This is a genomic window from Chryseobacterium cucumeris, from assembly GCF_016775705.1.
GTDB classification, from domain to species: domain Bacteria; phylum Bacteroidota; class Bacteroidia; order Flavobacteriales; family Weeksellaceae; genus Chryseobacterium; species Chryseobacterium cupriresistens.
Genome location: NZ_CP068760.1, coordinates 1243776 through 1257391, shown reverse-complemented (window position 1 = coordinate 1257391; position 13616 = coordinate 1243776). Strand labels below are relative to the sequence as shown.

Below are 13616 nucleotides of genomic sequence, written 5' to 3'. Positions count from 1 at the left end.
ATGTCATTAATAGATTTATCAAAACAAGTTGCCCTTGGAGTTGACATCGGCGGAACCAATACTAAATTCGGAATCGTAAACCACCGTGGTGAAGTTCTGGATAAAGGAAACCTGAGAACCGATGCTTATGACAAAGTTGAGGATTTCATTGATGCTTTATATGAACATGTTTATCCAATGATGGAAAAGTATGGAACTGAAGCACACTTTGACGGAATTGGAGTAGGCGCACCTAATGCAAACTACTACAAAGGAACGATAGAACTGGCTCCTAACCTTCCCTGGAAAGGCGTTATTCCTTTCGCTGAACTGATGACGGCAAAATTCAGTCTGCCTTGTACAGTAACCAATGATGCCAATGCGGCAGCTCTTGGAGAAATGCTTTTCGGAGCAGCAAGAGGAATGAAGGATTTCATCATGATTACACTGGGAACAGGGGTAGGCAGCGGAATCATTGCCAATGGAAGTTTAATCTATGGACATGACGGGTTTGCCGGAGAATTGGGTCATACGATTGTAAAACCTGGTGGTAGAAAGCACTGGAGCACGGGATCAGAAGGAAGTCTGGAAGCCTATGCTTCTGCTACGGGAATTACCATTACAGCCAAAAAAATGAGGGCAGAATTCCCGGAATCCATGTTGAACCAATATCCTGAAGATGCGATCAATTCTAAAACAGTATACGAATGTGCTATCAAGGAAGATCCTATTGCGATTGAGGTTTTCAGATATACAGGTCAGAAACTGGGTGAAGCCCTGGCTAATTTTGTTATGTTCTCTTCACCGGAAGCTATTCTTCTGTTTGGAGGAGTAATCAAAGCGGGAGATTTTATCTTAAAGCCTGCTAAACTGCATATGGAAAGAAACCTTCTTCCTATTTTCAGAAATAAGGTAAAACTGGTATTCAGTGAGCTTGACGAAGCAGATGCTGCCATTCTTGGGGCAAGTGCTTTGGTTTGGGAAAAATAACTGAACGCTATTGTAAATAATTCAGAGCATCCTTTTAGGGTGCTTTTTTTGTTTTTCCCAAAGATCGCACAGATTTTCACAGATGACTATTCTGTATTTTCTTGTGGTGATTTGTGAAAACATTGGTCTTATTTGTGTTTAAGATTAAATTAGCGCAATTAATATGCTTCGACAAAGCTCAGCATGACATCGCTAATACCAGCTGCTTTAAAATGTTCCGGATATCTGCCATTCACATCTTGTAGTGAAAGTATTTCCCACAGATCGCTCGGATTTTTACAGATGATTATCCTGTATTTTCTTGTGGCTATTTGTGAAAACATTGGTCTTATTTGTGTTTTGAAACCATTTGTCACATCTATCATCGTAATTTACGTTTCAGACGTAAAATCGTATTTAAATGAAAAAGTTTTTCCTATTTTTGATCTGCTTTTCCGGATAAAGGAAGAGATCATAAAACAATATAATTACCTACAATGGACAATAATAATTTAGAACAGATTACTTTCGGAGGCGGATGTTTCTGGTGCGTGGAGAGCTGTTTCAATATGCTGAAAGGGGTACAATCTGCTATTTCAGGATATTCAGGTGGACATAAAGACAATCCGACTTATCAGGAAGTCTGTACAGGAGAAACCGGACATGCGGAAGTGGTACAGATTACTTATGATCCGTCAGTTATTTCTTATGAACAGCTGATGGATGTGTTTTTCTTCCTTCATGATCCTACTCAATTGAACAGACAGGGAAATGATATCGGAACCCAGTACCGTTCTGTTATTTACTATAAAGATGATGCAGAAAAAGCAAAAGCTGAAGAAGCCATCAAGGTATCTCAGGAATCGGGAAGATGGGCAGGTACCTATGTAACGGAATTAACGAAATTCGACAAATTCTGGCCGGCAGAACAATATCATCAGGGGTATTATAATGAAAATCCGACACAGCCGTATTGCAGCGCTGTAGTGGGACCAAAAATCCAGAAGTTCAAAAAGCATTTCGGAGAACTGGGAATGCTGAACGCAGAATAAAACAAAATGTAATTCGGACATTTACAATCAATATAAAAATAACAGAAGCGAAGAGGAACCTCTTCGCTTCTTGTTTGATGCAAACATGCGTATACCGGGAAACATTCCTGTTGAATTTTAAATATTGGTGAAGGAATTCTATTCTGCCTGTATCATTTCATTTTTACCCGAATATTTTCTGATGATGTATTCTGTGGCCGGTTTTAATTCTTTTTTGTTTTCCGGATCAACTCCATCCATAGTAAAAAACTCAACTTTTCCTCTGACTTTTGAATACCACATTTTTCCCAAAGCATTTTCTACTGTAAGTGTATCTTTTCTTGTAACCCGTTTAAAGTACTTAATCTGAATATCATCCTTAGGAACAATATTCAATACAAGATTTTCTTCATTGCAATCGGCAAGCTTATATTCATTTTGATCCCAGTACATACAATTCTTTTCAATTGCGGGAAGAGTCAAAAAACCGAATGGTTCATATACATTTCTGTTTCCTGATGAGCAGTAATAATTTCCGATCAAAAATCCTCCAAGCATTAATATCCCTAAGAGACCAAAACTATTTTGTCTGGCAAATTCCGGCATTTTAAAGTGTTGCTCATTAATGATATTAATATTGATTTTAGACAGCCTCTCTGATATAACCTCCTCATCCTGATCCACACTTATTTTTACCGTGGTCAGATTCTTTTTTTCATCATTTCTGATAAAAGTTCTTGAAAAATCAGTGAAGTCTTTATAGCCTATATACTGGCTCATCTTGTTGAGCCTCTCTGCCTCAATATTCCTGCAGCTGTTCCCTTCTACAAAGTCTTCATAATATCGGATGAATGTTTTCTCTGAAATATCATAGAATTTCAGATTATCAATAAAACAAAGATGCAGATAAGAAGCCAATCCACTTTTTGTGGTTTTCTCCGACTCTTTTCTTGCCTGCTCAAATACTTCATTAATCAGTAGTTTTTTCTTGGACATAAACAGTGTTTTCGGGCATTACAAAGTAGATGATTTTCAGTCATACCTCATTACGGATTTCCGTAATAACTCCACACTTCACTACTGTCTATTGATGTCTATGTTTTGTCTAACATCTCTATTCTTTTTTGCCGCAAATTTGCCTTAGAAATCAACAAAACATGACCAAAAACTGATTTCAAAAAAACCAGAGAAAACAGAGATTAAACTCCGGATCGGGAAGCAGATGTTTCGCCTCCGTTTTTAAAGGTTCACTTCCCTAAAAAATTAAGAAGCGCTTCGAAATTTTAACAGTGTACAGCTCATGATCAATGCATCGTGAGAGGAAGAAATACGATTTCAATTTCGAAAATTTTAAAGGAAATGATCCAAATTATAATGATGCTATTAGGCTTAGCATTTTCAGATAATAATGCCAATACAACAGCAACTGATAACAATAACTACGAATCCTCTACAATGAGTTTTACAACCGAAACAGGAATGGCTCCAGAAGACACCAGTGGAGAAACAGGGCAGATTTTGCCTCCAAAAAAATAATTAAACAAAAGGGCAATGAAAATTGTCCTTTTTTTAATATCTTTAGTTGTTATCAATTACTATCATGTATCCCGGTTTTAAATTTGTAGGAATTTTTCTTTTATTCATTAGCTGCAATTTTTCTGAAAACAGAAATCCTCCGGTAAAAGCCCCTTCCACTGAAGCGGACAAAATGTATAATGAAGCGGCAGCTTTATATAATAATGATAATGAAAAGGCATTTACCCTTCTATCTAAAGCAGAGAGCATTTATAAGCTAAAAAATGATTCAGCTGATATTGCATCGTGTTTAATTATCAAGGCTATTATCCTCAATGATATCGGAGATTACCTTAGCAGTAATGAAAGAGCTATCGATGCATTGTCCTTTTTAAAACTGCCCAGAGACTCTGCCTATCTTCCTTCCATTTATAATAACCTTGCAATATCTGAAAAAAATCTCAAGCATTATTCTGAGGCTCTCAACTGGTATCATAAAGCTTTACAGCTGAGTTCGGATAATTCTCAGAAAATCACTATTAAAAATAACATTGCAGACACCTACGGAAAACTGAAAAATTATCCGAAGGCAATTCATATCTATCAATCTCTTCTTAAGGAAAAAAACCTGCAAAAAAATGAGATTGATTATGCCCGGATTTTAGATAATTACAGTTATATAAGCTGGCTTGAAAACAAAAACTACAATGCAGAACCCAATCTGTTAAAAGCTTTTGCTCTCAGACAAAAAATCAACGATAAAGCGGGTATGATATCCAGTCATTCTCATCTTGCTGAGTATTACTTACACTCGGATAAATCAAAAGCCTTGTATCATAACCATCAAAAATATCTTTTAGCAAAAGTAATCAAAAACCCAGGTGACAGGATAGAAGCCATCGAATTTCTGGTAAAAAGTGATACAAAAAGCAACTTACAAGACTATTTTGCAGAATATCAGTATCTGAATGACAGCATCCAGCTATCTAAAGATAAAGCAAAAAACAGATTTGCATTAATAGAATTTGATGTAGAAAAGAAGAACGCAGAAAACCAAAAGTTAAAAATTATTACTGTTCAAAAACAAAACAGGATTCTGAAGCAGAATGTAGTTTTAGGAATTCTGTCTTTAACTCTGATTGGCGGCTGGATTGTTTACAAGAGAAGAAAAAAAGGGCTGCAGCGGGAAAATGAATTAAGAATAAAAGAAAATCAACTTCATCTTTCCAAAAAAGTACATGATGTGGTGGCCAATGGGATTTACCAGGTGATGACGAAGATCGAAAATCAGGAAGATTTTGACAAAGAAAGAGTACTTGATGAGCTGGAATTTGTCTACGAAAAGTCCAGGGATATTTCTTATGAGAAGACCGCTTCTGAAAATAAGCCGGAATTCAGTAAAAGAATATCTACCCTTATTGCATCGTTTAATAATGAAAATGTAAAAACTTATCTTGCCGGAAACGACGAAACTATATGGAAGACCTTGAATGATTTTACCCGGGAAGAAATCTATCAGGTGATGCGGGAACTTCTTATCAACATGAAAAAACACAGTCATGCCACCCTTGTTGCCTTTAAATTTGAAAGAAAAAATAACATCATACAAATTCAGTATACAGACAATGGCATCGGTATTCCGGGAGGAATTATCTACAAAAATGGTTTAACAAATACGGATTCCCGTATTGAAACTATTCATGGAGAAATTATTTTTGACACTGAAACCGAAAAGGGATTGAAAATTTATATTTCATTTCCTGCTTCTTAAAAAAGAAAAAGAATGTTCAAAAAAATTTTAATAGCTGAAGATCACGAAAGCAGCAGTATTTCTGTACAGAAAACATTAGAAGACCTTCATATTTCCAACACAGATTATGTTTATTATTGTGATGATGCATTAGCTAAAATTCAAAAATCTATTCGTGAAGATGATCTTTATGATTTGTTAATTACAGACCTTTCTTTTGAAGAAGACCATAATATACAGAATCTTAAAGATGGAAAAGAACTGATAAAAACCGTTAGAGAGCTTCATCCTTCACTGAAAGTTATTGTATTTTCAGCCGAGCACAGATCCGGGATTATAGATAGCCTCTTTAATGAATACAAAATCAATGGTTTTGTGCGTAAGGCCAGAAATGATTCAAAAGAACTGAAAAAAGCCATCGCTTCTACCTATGTGAATGAAAATTATCTTTCCCTGGATCTTAAACAGGAAGTAAAGAAGCTCAACAATTATGAGTTTTCCAACTATGACATCACTTTGGTGTCTCTCTTATCGCAGGGAGTTTTACAGAAAAATATACCAGTTTATCTTCAGAATAACGATATTAAGCCCAACAGCTTAAGCAGCGTAGAGAAAAAACTCAACAGTATGAAAGAAGATCTTCAGATAACAAGTAATGAACAGCTTGTTGCTTTTTGTAAAGATCTGGGAATAATTTAAGTCAATTACGGTTTTCCGTAAGGTTCTTTTTCACAATATACTTACTTTTGATGTAAGAAATGATGAAAAAAACTAATAACACCCAATATAATTTTATACAGTTCGAAAAAGGTATCTCGTCTGAGATACCTTTTTACTTTCTTATCATTTCCGTATGCGGAATATCATCTTCCAGATATTTTTTCCCTGTATCTACAAATCCGAACCCACTGTAAAATCTTAAAAGATAATCCTGTGCGGATATTTTGATTTCAGAAGTGTGAAAACGGTTTTCTATGGTTTCTACGGCATATTGTATCAACTGTTTACCCAGACTTTTACCTCTCGCCAGCTCTGTGGTCAGAACCCTTCCGATAGAAGTTTCATCATACTTTATCCCTTTATCAAAAACCCGGCAGTAGGCCAGCACCTGTCCCTCTTCTTCAGCCCAGATGTGAACGGCTTTCTGGTCATAATTATCCAGATCAGGATAAGGACAATTTTGCTCGATAACGAAAACATCAATACGAGCTTTCAGTACTGCATATAATTCCGGAACAGTAAACTCATCAAATGTTTTGATTTTCCAGATCATATTACTCATCGAAACTTATATTATTATTAGTTAAAAACTCATTGGTCTTTTGGATAAAGTCAAGAATTTTATCTCCTCCTTCTTTCTTTTCTGCTGAGGTGATATACAATTCGGGAAGATCTTCCCACGTTTTATGAAGTTCAGCTTTATAATCCTCAACATTTTTGATAACGGCATTCGGTTTCAGTTTATCTGCCTTTGTGAAGACAATCGAAAACGGTATTCCGCTTTCACCACACCACTGGATAAATTCCAGATCGATTTTCTGCGGAGTATGCCTTACATCTACCAATACAAAAAGGTTGACCAGATTTCTTCTGTTCAGAATATAATTGGTGATCAGCTTTTCAAAATCCTTTCGCTGGACTTTTGAAACCTTTGCATAACCATATCCAGGTAAATCGGTAAGATACCAGTTCTCGTTCACTAAAAAATGATTGATCAGCTGGGTCTTCCCGGGAGTCTGCGATGTCTTGGCCAGATCTTTATGATTCATCATGGCATTGATCAGTGATGACTTTCCTACGTTCGACCTTCCGATAAAAGCATATTCGGGAATATTGGGTTCAGGGCATTCCTGCCATTTTCCACTGCTCTTTACAAACTCTGCTGTTTTGATAATCATTTTTGAATGTATTTTAGAAAAATAAACCATTAAGAAAAGCTCTTAATGGTCATTATATGTTTTAAACTTTATCTTTTATCCAGTTGTACAGGATTTCATTGAATTCATCCGGTTTTTCCATCATGGCAGCATGGCCGCATTTGTCAATCCAGAATAAATCGGAATTCGGAATAAACTTGTGCATATCTTCTGCCACTTCCGGTGGAGTAACATTATCCTGTTTACCCCAGATCAGGCAGGTAGGTGTCACAATCTTCGGAAGATCATTCAGCATGTTGTGTTTGATGGCACTTCTTGCCAGCATTACCGTCTTTATTCCCTTCATTCTGTCATTAACGACTGCAAAAACTTCATCTACAAGATCTTCTGTGGCCACCTTTGGATCATAGAAAACTTCTTCCGTTTTCTTTCTGATATAAGAACGGTCATTTTTTCTTGGAAAGCTATCTCCGAAAGTTCTTTCATAAAGACCGGAGCTTCCAGTAAGAACAAGATTCTTAACCAGATCAGGTCTTGCTAAAGTCAAAATAAGTCCTACATGCCCACCCATTGAGTTTCCTACAATAGTTACAGGACCGGAAATATGACTTTCTATAAACTTGATAATATATTTTGCAATCGTGGTAAGATTCGTATTGAGTACCGGCAGATCATAGATCGGCAGCTGAGGAACATATACTTTAAAGCCTCTATCCGAAAAAAAATCTACCATTTTATCGAAATTACTCAAACCACCCATTAACCCGTGCAACAGCACTAATGGATGTCCTTCTCCCGCTTCTACATAGGAATATTTCTTTTCTTTTTTTGTACTAAATATCATAAAACGCCTTAATAAAGCCCTGCAAAAATACAAATTAAACCTCAAAAAAATTTTGATAATCCTAATTTAAGATAAAAATAATATAATATTCTCCTTTTTAACTTTTTTTTTCAGAACCTCTTTATTATGGCTTAAATAACACTTTCAACAAGTCTCTTCATATCAGTATTTTACATTATTGAAATTCAATCTTTAATAAAACTTATTAACATTGAGTCAAAAAGTGGGAAAAAGTGGGAAATTTTGGAAATTATTATATAAATTTGTCCCAAATGAAAAATTTCATTGGGACATATGAGTGTAAAATTGACGACAAAGGCCGCTTAAAAGTTCCTTCATCTTTAATCAAACAGATGGAAAACTTCGACGATAAGGCGTTTGTAGTCAAAAGATCTGTGTTCCAACCTTGTCTGGAAGTTTATCCTATGAATGCATGGGACAAACTGATGGGTAAAATTAATAAACTGAACAGATTCATAAAAAAGAATGCTGATTTCATACGAATGTTTACGGCAGGAGTAAAAACAGTAGAGTTGGATAATGCAGGACGATTACAGATCTCGAAAGACCTGACGGTTTTCGCAAATCTTCAGAAAGATATTGTGATCACCAGTGCAGGAGAACTCTTTGAGATTTGGGATAAAGAAGCCTATGAAAAGGTAATTGCCACCAACGAAGCTGATTTTGCAAGCCTTGCCGAAGATGTGATGGGCTCTTTCGATGAAGAATAATAGCAGTAGGTTATTAATTGATTAGTAGTAAATAAAAAACACAATTAAGCATGTATCATAACCCCGTTTTGTTGAAGCAGAGTGTTGATGATTTGGTGACGAATCCTGACGGAATATATGTGGACTGCACCTTTGGAGGCGGAGGCCACTCAAGAGAAATCCTGAGCAGACTTTCCGATAAAGGGAGATTGTTCAGCTTTGATCAGGATCTGGATGCACTTAAAAATACAATTGATGACCCAAGGTTTACATTAGTGAATCAGAATTTCAGATTTTTGGAAAACTCTTTGCTGATGTATGGCATCTCACAGGTGGATGGTGTTTTGGCAGACTTAGGCGTGTCTTCGCATCAGTTTGATGAAGCAGACAGGGGTTTCTCCACAAGAAGCAATGCTCCTTTGGATATGAGAATGAATGTGATGCAGAATCTTGATGCCAAAAGAGTGATTAATGAATATGAGGAAGAAGAACTTGCAGACATTTTTTATCACTACGGAGAATTGAGAGAAGCAAGAAAGCTGGCGAGAGAGATTGTTCACCACAGAAAAACAAAAAGTATAGAAACCACGGAAGATCTGAAAAAATTGTTCAGCTACATTCCGCCTCACAAAGTGAATAAGTTCTATGCCCAGCTCTTCCAGGCAGTAAGAATTGAAGTCAACCAGGAGCTTGAAGTATTGAAAGAAATGTTGGTTCAGGCTTTTAATGTGTTGAAACCGGAAGGAAGATTAGTGGTTATTTCTTACCACTCTCTGGAAGACCGTCTGGTAAAGAGATTTTTGAAAAACGGAATGTTCGAAGGAGAACCGGAAAGAGATATCTACGGAAATTATAAAAAGGCATTTGAACTGATCAAGAGTAAAGCGATCATTCCTGATGAAAAGGAGATTGAAGAAAACTCAAGAGCAAGAAGTGCCAAGATGAGAACGGGAATTAAAGTATAAATGTGAATGAGTGAATCGTGAATCATTTGGCAAAATAAAATTGACTATTGACACGAAGTAAATTCACTGCGAAGCAAATTGACATAATAAATTGGCAAAAAGAACAACAAATCGCCCTCAGAAAAGACTCACTTTTATAGACATTATAAAAGGAAACTTTCTGAATCGTGATGAGATCAAAATACATTACAAGTATTTTCTCCTCTTGTTTGTTCTGATGATGGCAATGATTTATACCAACCATCTCGTCAATAAAAAAATAAAAATTGTAAACGCCTTAAAGGAAGAAACGGAAGAATACAAATCACGAAACGCTTACGCCCAAAGTAAGCTGATCAAAGTAAAAATGGAATCAGAGCTGGGGAAAGAGGTTGCACGGGATTCATTGATGACCCTGGAAAACCACCCTCACAAATTGCTAATAAAACTGGATAGTACAGATGCAAAAGCAAAATGAATACGACAATAAACGTAAGAAAACGTTACGATGGGGCTACCTCTTTGCAGTGGTAGCTTTGTGCGTGTTTGTCATGTTCTTGGCGAGGATTGTCATCCTTCAGAATACCAATGTCCAGGAAATAAAAGATGATTACATTAATAAAAACTATCGTGAAGCTACTTTAAAAGCGGCCCGCGGAAACCTTTTTGCCTCTGACGGCTCTATCCTTGCCACCACGGTAATGAGATATGACATCTATCTTGACTTCAAGACGATGAAAGATACCGTGTACTCCAACAACATCGGAGCGCTTACTGATTCTCTGAGCAAAATGTTCGGAAAACCAAGAAGTGAATTCAGACAAAAGTTTGACGAGCAGAAGAAAAAGAAAAACCAGTATTACACTTTGGTGAAAGGACTTGATTTTGATCAATATGACAGAATACGAAAGTTCCCAATCTTCAAAAAAGGTAAAAATAAAGGAGGATTTATCGTTGACAGAAACTATAAAAGAGAGTTAGCAACATCAGAAATCGGAGCCGGAACCATCGGTATGGACAACGGAGAACTTAAATCCGGGCTGGAAGGTGCTTTCTCAAAATATTTAACCGGGACAGACGGCAAAAGACTCGAACAAAGAATCAATTCTTCCCAGTGGAAACCTATCGACTTCTGGAAGGTTCAGGAACCGGTAGACGGTGAGGATGTTTATACGACTTTAGATCTTAGAATTCAGGACATTGCACACTCTGCCCTTGAGAAACAGCTGATTAATTTCGAAGCCAAACACGGCACCGTAATTGTCATGGAAGTGGAAACCGGAAAAGTACGTGCTCTTGTTAATTTAAGAAGAACAGAAGAAGGAGAATACGAAGACTCTTACAACTACGCGCTGAAAGATAATATCGAGCCCGGATCTACTTTTAAAACCATTTCGCTTCTGGCAGCAATGGACGATGGATTTATCGATGAAAACACAACGGTAAACGTAGGAAACGGAGTTTGGGTCTATGCAAAACAGAGAATCTCTGACGGCCACGGAGGAGGAACATACGATATCAGTGATGTGTTGGCGAAGTCCAGTAACGTAGGAACAGCCAAACTGATCACAAAGTATTATGCTGAAAAGCCACAGATTTTTCTTGATCACCTGAAACGTTGGAAATTATTCGATAAGATGGATATCGAGCTTCCGGGAATCACAAAACCGAAGATCGTGACACCGCAAAATAAAAGATGGAATGCCGCAACACTGGCTTCTATTTCTTACGGATATTCTTCCAACATCAACCTGCTGCAGCTGACAACCTTCTACAACGGAGTTGCCAACGGAGGAAAAATGCTTAAGCCCTTATTCATTGATAAAATCATGAAAGACGGAAAAGTGATGTACAGCGCAAAACCTGAAGTAATGGTAAACAAAATGGCTTCGGAGAAAGCTATTAAAATGATGACCAGTGCATTAACCAAAGCAGTAGAAAAAGGAACCGGACGAAGCATCTTTACTCCTAACCTGAAAATGGCAGGAAAAACAGGAACCGCAAGATTTGAATACTGGCTGCCTGGCCCAATGAAGTACCGTGCATCATTTGCAGGATTCTATCCGGCTGATGCCCCAAAATATACATGCTATGTCATGATCAGTGAACCCAATACCGCAAAAGGATTTTATGGAGGTTCCGTTTCAGCGCCGGTGTTTAAGGAAATTGCAGGAAAAACATTCCTGAAAACGCCTCAGAATATTGAAAAAGAAATGCTTGTAGACAAAAAGGTAAACCTTAGCAAAATGGTGGAGCCTAATGTCAAAGTAGCGGTCAATGATAAACAGATGCCTAATGTGGTAGGATTAATCGGAAAAAATGTAATCCCGCAGTTGGAAAACTTAGGCTACCGTGTCGATTATAAAGGAGTAGGAAGAATCAAAGAACAATTCCCTCTGGAAGGCACCACGATAAGTAAAAACCAGAGAATTTATTTATCTCTGCAAAATTAAAAACGAGGTTCGGAAGAACCATTTAAACCGAAATAAGGCAAAGCCTTATTGATAAAGATGATTATAACAGAATTAGTAAACAGAATCCCAGTAATGGAAATCCACGGCGATAGCAACCGTGAGGTAACTGAATTGGTGATCGACAGCAGAAAGGTTACAGAAGACTCTCTTTATATTGCCATGAGAGGAACAGTGGTGGATGGGCATTCATTCATTGCCTCTGCTATTGAAAAAGGAGCTTCCGCAATTGTTTGCGAAGAACTCCCTGAAACATTGGTGGAAAATGTAACCTATGTTCAGGTAAAAGATTCTTCTAAAACCCTTGGTCATCTTGCTTCAAACTTCTATGGAAATCCTTCTCAGAAATTAAAACTGATAGGAGTTACAGGAACTAACGGAAAAACATCCGTTTCGACCCTTCTTTTTGATGTTTTTAAAAACCTGGGTTATCCTGCTGCGTTACTTTCTACTGTTGAAATCAGAATTGGTGAAGAAATTATACCGGCTACCCACACTACACCTGACGTGATTACCATCAACAGGATTTTAGCTGAAGCCGTAGAAAAAGGATGTGAATTTGCTTTCATGGAAGTAAGCTCACATGGAATTTCCCAAAACAGAATTGAAGGATTACACTTCAAAATAGCGGGCTTCACCAACCTTACTCATGATCATTTAGATTATCATAAAACGTTCGAAGAATATTTAAAAACAAAGAAAAGATTCTTCGATCAATTAGAAGATACCGCCATTGCCATCACCAATGTGGATGACAAAAACGGGAATGTCATGCTTCAGAACACCAAGGCTAAAAAGAAGTCTTACGCTTTGAAAACCACGGCAGACTATCACGGAAAATTATTGGAAGTGGATTTCAACGGAATGCTGTTGAACTTCAACGGAAAAGAATTCTGGACGACACTGACCGGGAAATTTAATGTATATAATTTACTGCTTGTCTTCGGAATTGCTGCTGAACTAGGATTTGAGCAGGACGAAATTCTTCAGGCTATCAGCAAATTAAAAAGGGTTTCCGGAAGATTTGAAACCTTCAAATCCGATGGGGGAATTTTCTTTATCGTAGATTATGCACACACTCCGGATGCTTTGGAAAACATTCTGGACAGCATCAACGATATCAGAACCAAAAACGAAAGATTAATCACCGTATTCGGCTGCGGAGGAGACAGAGATCACTCCAAAAGACCTGAAATGGGAAATATTGCCACTAAAAAATCAACCCTGGCAATCATCACTTCAGACAATCCGAGAACAGAAGATCCTGCACAGATCATCAAAGAAATTGAAGCAGGCGTTGAACCACAGAACTTCAGCAAATACACTTCAATTCCGGACAGAAAAGAAGCCATAAAAATGGCCATCAAGTTTGCAGAACCTAAAGATATCGTTTTAGTTGCCGGAAAAGGCCACGAAAACTATCAGGAGATCAATGGTGTGAAACATCATTTTGACGACAAAGAAGTAATTAATGAGCTTTGGAAATTAATGAGCAAATAAATTACAAATGATAACTGAAAGAATAA

14 protein-coding genes are annotated in these 13616 nt (G+C 37.2%); 10 read left to right on the top strand and 4 right to left on the bottom strand.

All coding sequences use genetic code 11. The features are described from left to right. Positions 1–969, top strand: a complete 969-nt coding sequence (locus JNG87_RS05675; RefSeq protein ID WP_110011275.1) for an ROK family protein — start codon at positions 1–3, stop codon at positions 967–969. A gap of 476 nt (positions 970–1445) precedes the next feature. Next, positions 1446–2000, top strand: a complete 555-nt coding sequence (gene msrA / locus JNG87_RS05670; protein WP_202842326.1) for a peptide-methionine (S)-S-oxide reductase MsrA — start codon at positions 1446–1448, stop codon at positions 1998–2000. A 138-nt stretch (positions 2001–2138) separates the two neighbouring features. On the opposite strand, the gene JNG87_RS05665 is transcribed toward msrA, so the two are convergent. Continuing rightward, a complete protein-coding gene (locus tag JNG87_RS05665) occupies positions 2139–2975 on the bottom strand; it encodes a hypothetical protein (RefSeq protein WP_202842318.1) in 837 nt (278 codons plus the stop codon). 363 nt (positions 2976–3338) lie between these two features. On the opposite strand from JNG87_RS05665, the gene JNG87_RS05660 reads away from it, so the two are divergent. The 3 genes from JNG87_RS05660 to JNG87_RS05650 all read left to right on the top strand — a co-directional run bounded on the left by JNG87_RS05660 (position 3339) and on the right by JNG87_RS05650 (position 5943). Then, on the top strand, positions 3339–3515 hold the full coding sequence (locus JNG87_RS05660) for a hypothetical protein (RefSeq protein WP_202842316.1): 177 nt from the start codon (positions 3339–3341) through the stop codon (positions 3513–3515). Between the two features lie 64 nt (positions 3516–3579). Then, positions 3580–5265: a tetratricopeptide repeat-containing sensor histidine kinase gene (locus JNG87_RS05655; protein WP_202842314.1), complete on the top strand. Its 1686-nt coding sequence runs from the start codon at positions 3580–3582 to the stop codon at positions 5263–5265. 12 nt (positions 5266–5277) lie between these two features. Further along, on the top strand, positions 5278–5943 hold the full coding sequence (locus JNG87_RS05650) for a response regulator (RefSeq protein WP_110011280.1): 666 nt from the start codon (positions 5278–5280) through the stop codon (positions 5941–5943). Positions 5944–6076: 133 nt separating this feature from the next. Here the strand turns inward: JNG87_RS05650 and JNG87_RS05645 are convergent, their stop codons facing one another. From JNG87_RS05645 to JNG87_RS05635, 3 genes are all read right to left on the bottom strand, one after another. Continuing rightward, positions 6077–6526 (bottom strand): GNAT family N-acetyltransferase, encoded by a 450-nt coding sequence (locus tag JNG87_RS05645; protein WP_202842312.1) that lies wholly within the window; start codon positions 6524–6526, stop codon positions 6077–6079. Beyond that, entirely contained in the window at positions 6519–7142 is a 624-nt protein-coding gene (gene yihA, locus JNG87_RS05640) for a ribosome biogenesis GTP-binding protein YihA/YsxC (RefSeq protein WP_202842310.1), read from the bottom strand. The genes JNG87_RS05645 and yihA overlap by 8 nt, the downstream gene beginning before the upstream one ends. Before the next feature lie 61 nt (positions 7143–7203). After that, on the bottom strand, positions 7204–7965 hold the full coding sequence (locus JNG87_RS05635) for an alpha/beta fold hydrolase (RefSeq protein ID WP_047426276.1): 762 nt from the start codon (positions 7963–7965) through the stop codon (positions 7204–7206). Between the two features lie 272 nt (positions 7966–8237). Here JNG87_RS05635 and mraZ point away from each other — a divergent pair, with 272 nt between their 5' ends. From mraZ to JNG87_RS05610, 5 genes are all read left to right on the top strand, one after another. Continuing rightward, entirely contained in the window at positions 8238–8696 is a 459-nt protein-coding gene (mraZ, locus tag JNG87_RS05630; protein ID WP_110011282.1) for a division/cell wall cluster transcriptional repressor MraZ, read from the top strand. Positions 8697–8746: 50 nt separating this feature from the next. Next, on the top strand, positions 8747–9640 hold the full coding sequence (gene rsmH / locus JNG87_RS05625) for a 16S rRNA (cytosine(1402)-N(4))-methyltransferase RsmH (protein ID WP_202842308.1): 894 nt from the start codon (positions 8747–8749) through the stop codon (positions 9638–9640). Between the two features lie 91 nt (positions 9641–9731). After that, positions 9732–10097: an FtsL-like putative cell division protein gene (locus tag JNG87_RS05620; RefSeq protein ID WP_002981890.1), complete on the top strand. Its 366-nt coding sequence runs from the start codon at positions 9732–9734 to the stop codon at positions 10095–10097. Next, positions 10081–12072 (top strand): penicillin-binding transpeptidase domain-containing protein, encoded by a 1992-nt coding sequence (locus JNG87_RS05615; RefSeq protein WP_202842306.1) that lies wholly within the window; start codon positions 10081–10083, stop codon positions 12070–12072. Before JNG87_RS05620 ends, JNG87_RS05615 begins: the two co-directional genes overlap by 17 nt. 57 nt (positions 12073–12129) lie before the next feature. After that, positions 12130–13590 carry a UDP-N-acetylmuramoyl-L-alanyl-D-glutamate--2,6-diaminopimelate ligase gene (locus JNG87_RS05610; protein ID WP_202842304.1) on the top strand — a complete coding sequence of 487 codons (1461 nt, stop codon included), beginning with the start codon at positions 12130–12132 and terminating at the stop codon, positions 13588–13590. The last annotated feature ends 26 nt before the right edge of the window (positions 13591–13616 follow it).

What these genes read in the sequence shown, in the direction of transcription:
- JNG87_RS05675 (WP_110011275.1), top strand. Translation starts at nt 1, where the DNA reads ATGTCATTAATAGATTTATCAAAACAAGTTGCCCTTGGAGTTGACATC.
- msrA (WP_202842326.1), top strand. Translation starts at nt 1,446, where the DNA reads ATGGACAATAATAATTTAGAACAGATTACTTTCGGAGGCGGATGTTTC.
- JNG87_RS05665 (WP_202842318.1), bottom strand. Translation starts at nt 2,975, where the DNA reads ATGTCCAAGAAAAAACTACTGATTAATGAAGTATTTGAGCAGGCAAGA.
- JNG87_RS05660 (WP_202842316.1), top strand. Translation starts at nt 3,339, where the DNA reads ATGATCCAAATTATAATGATGCTATTAGGCTTAGCATTTTCAGATAAT.
- JNG87_RS05655 (WP_202842314.1), top strand. Translation starts at nt 3,580, where the DNA reads ATGTATCCCGGTTTTAAATTTGTAGGAATTTTTCTTTTATTCATTAGC.
- JNG87_RS05650 (WP_110011280.1), top strand. Translation starts at nt 5,278, where the DNA reads ATGTTCAAAAAAATTTTAATAGCTGAAGATCACGAAAGCAGCAGTATT.
- JNG87_RS05645 (WP_202842312.1), bottom strand. Translation starts at nt 6,526, where the DNA reads ATGAGTAATATGATCTGGAAAATCAAAACATTTGATGAGTTTACTGTT.
- yihA (WP_202842310.1), bottom strand. Translation starts at nt 7,142, where the DNA reads ATGATTATCAAAACAGCAGAGTTTGTAAAGAGCAGTGGAAAATGGCAG.
- JNG87_RS05635 (WP_047426276.1), bottom strand. Translation starts at nt 7,965, where the DNA reads ATGATATTTAGTACAAAAAAAGAAAAGAAATATTCCTATGTAGAAGCG.
- mraZ (WP_110011282.1), top strand. Translation starts at nt 8,238, where the DNA reads ATGAAAAATTTCATTGGGACATATGAGTGTAAAATTGACGACAAAGGC.
- rsmH (WP_202842308.1), top strand. Translation starts at nt 8,747, where the DNA reads ATGTATCATAACCCCGTTTTGTTGAAGCAGAGTGTTGATGATTTGGTG.
- JNG87_RS05615 (WP_202842306.1), top strand. Translation starts at nt 10,081, where the DNA reads ATGCAAAAGCAAAATGAATACGACAATAAACGTAAGAAAACGTTACGA.
- JNG87_RS05610 (WP_202842304.1), top strand. Translation starts at nt 12,130, where the DNA reads ATGATTATAACAGAATTAGTAAACAGAATCCCAGTAATGGAAATCCAC.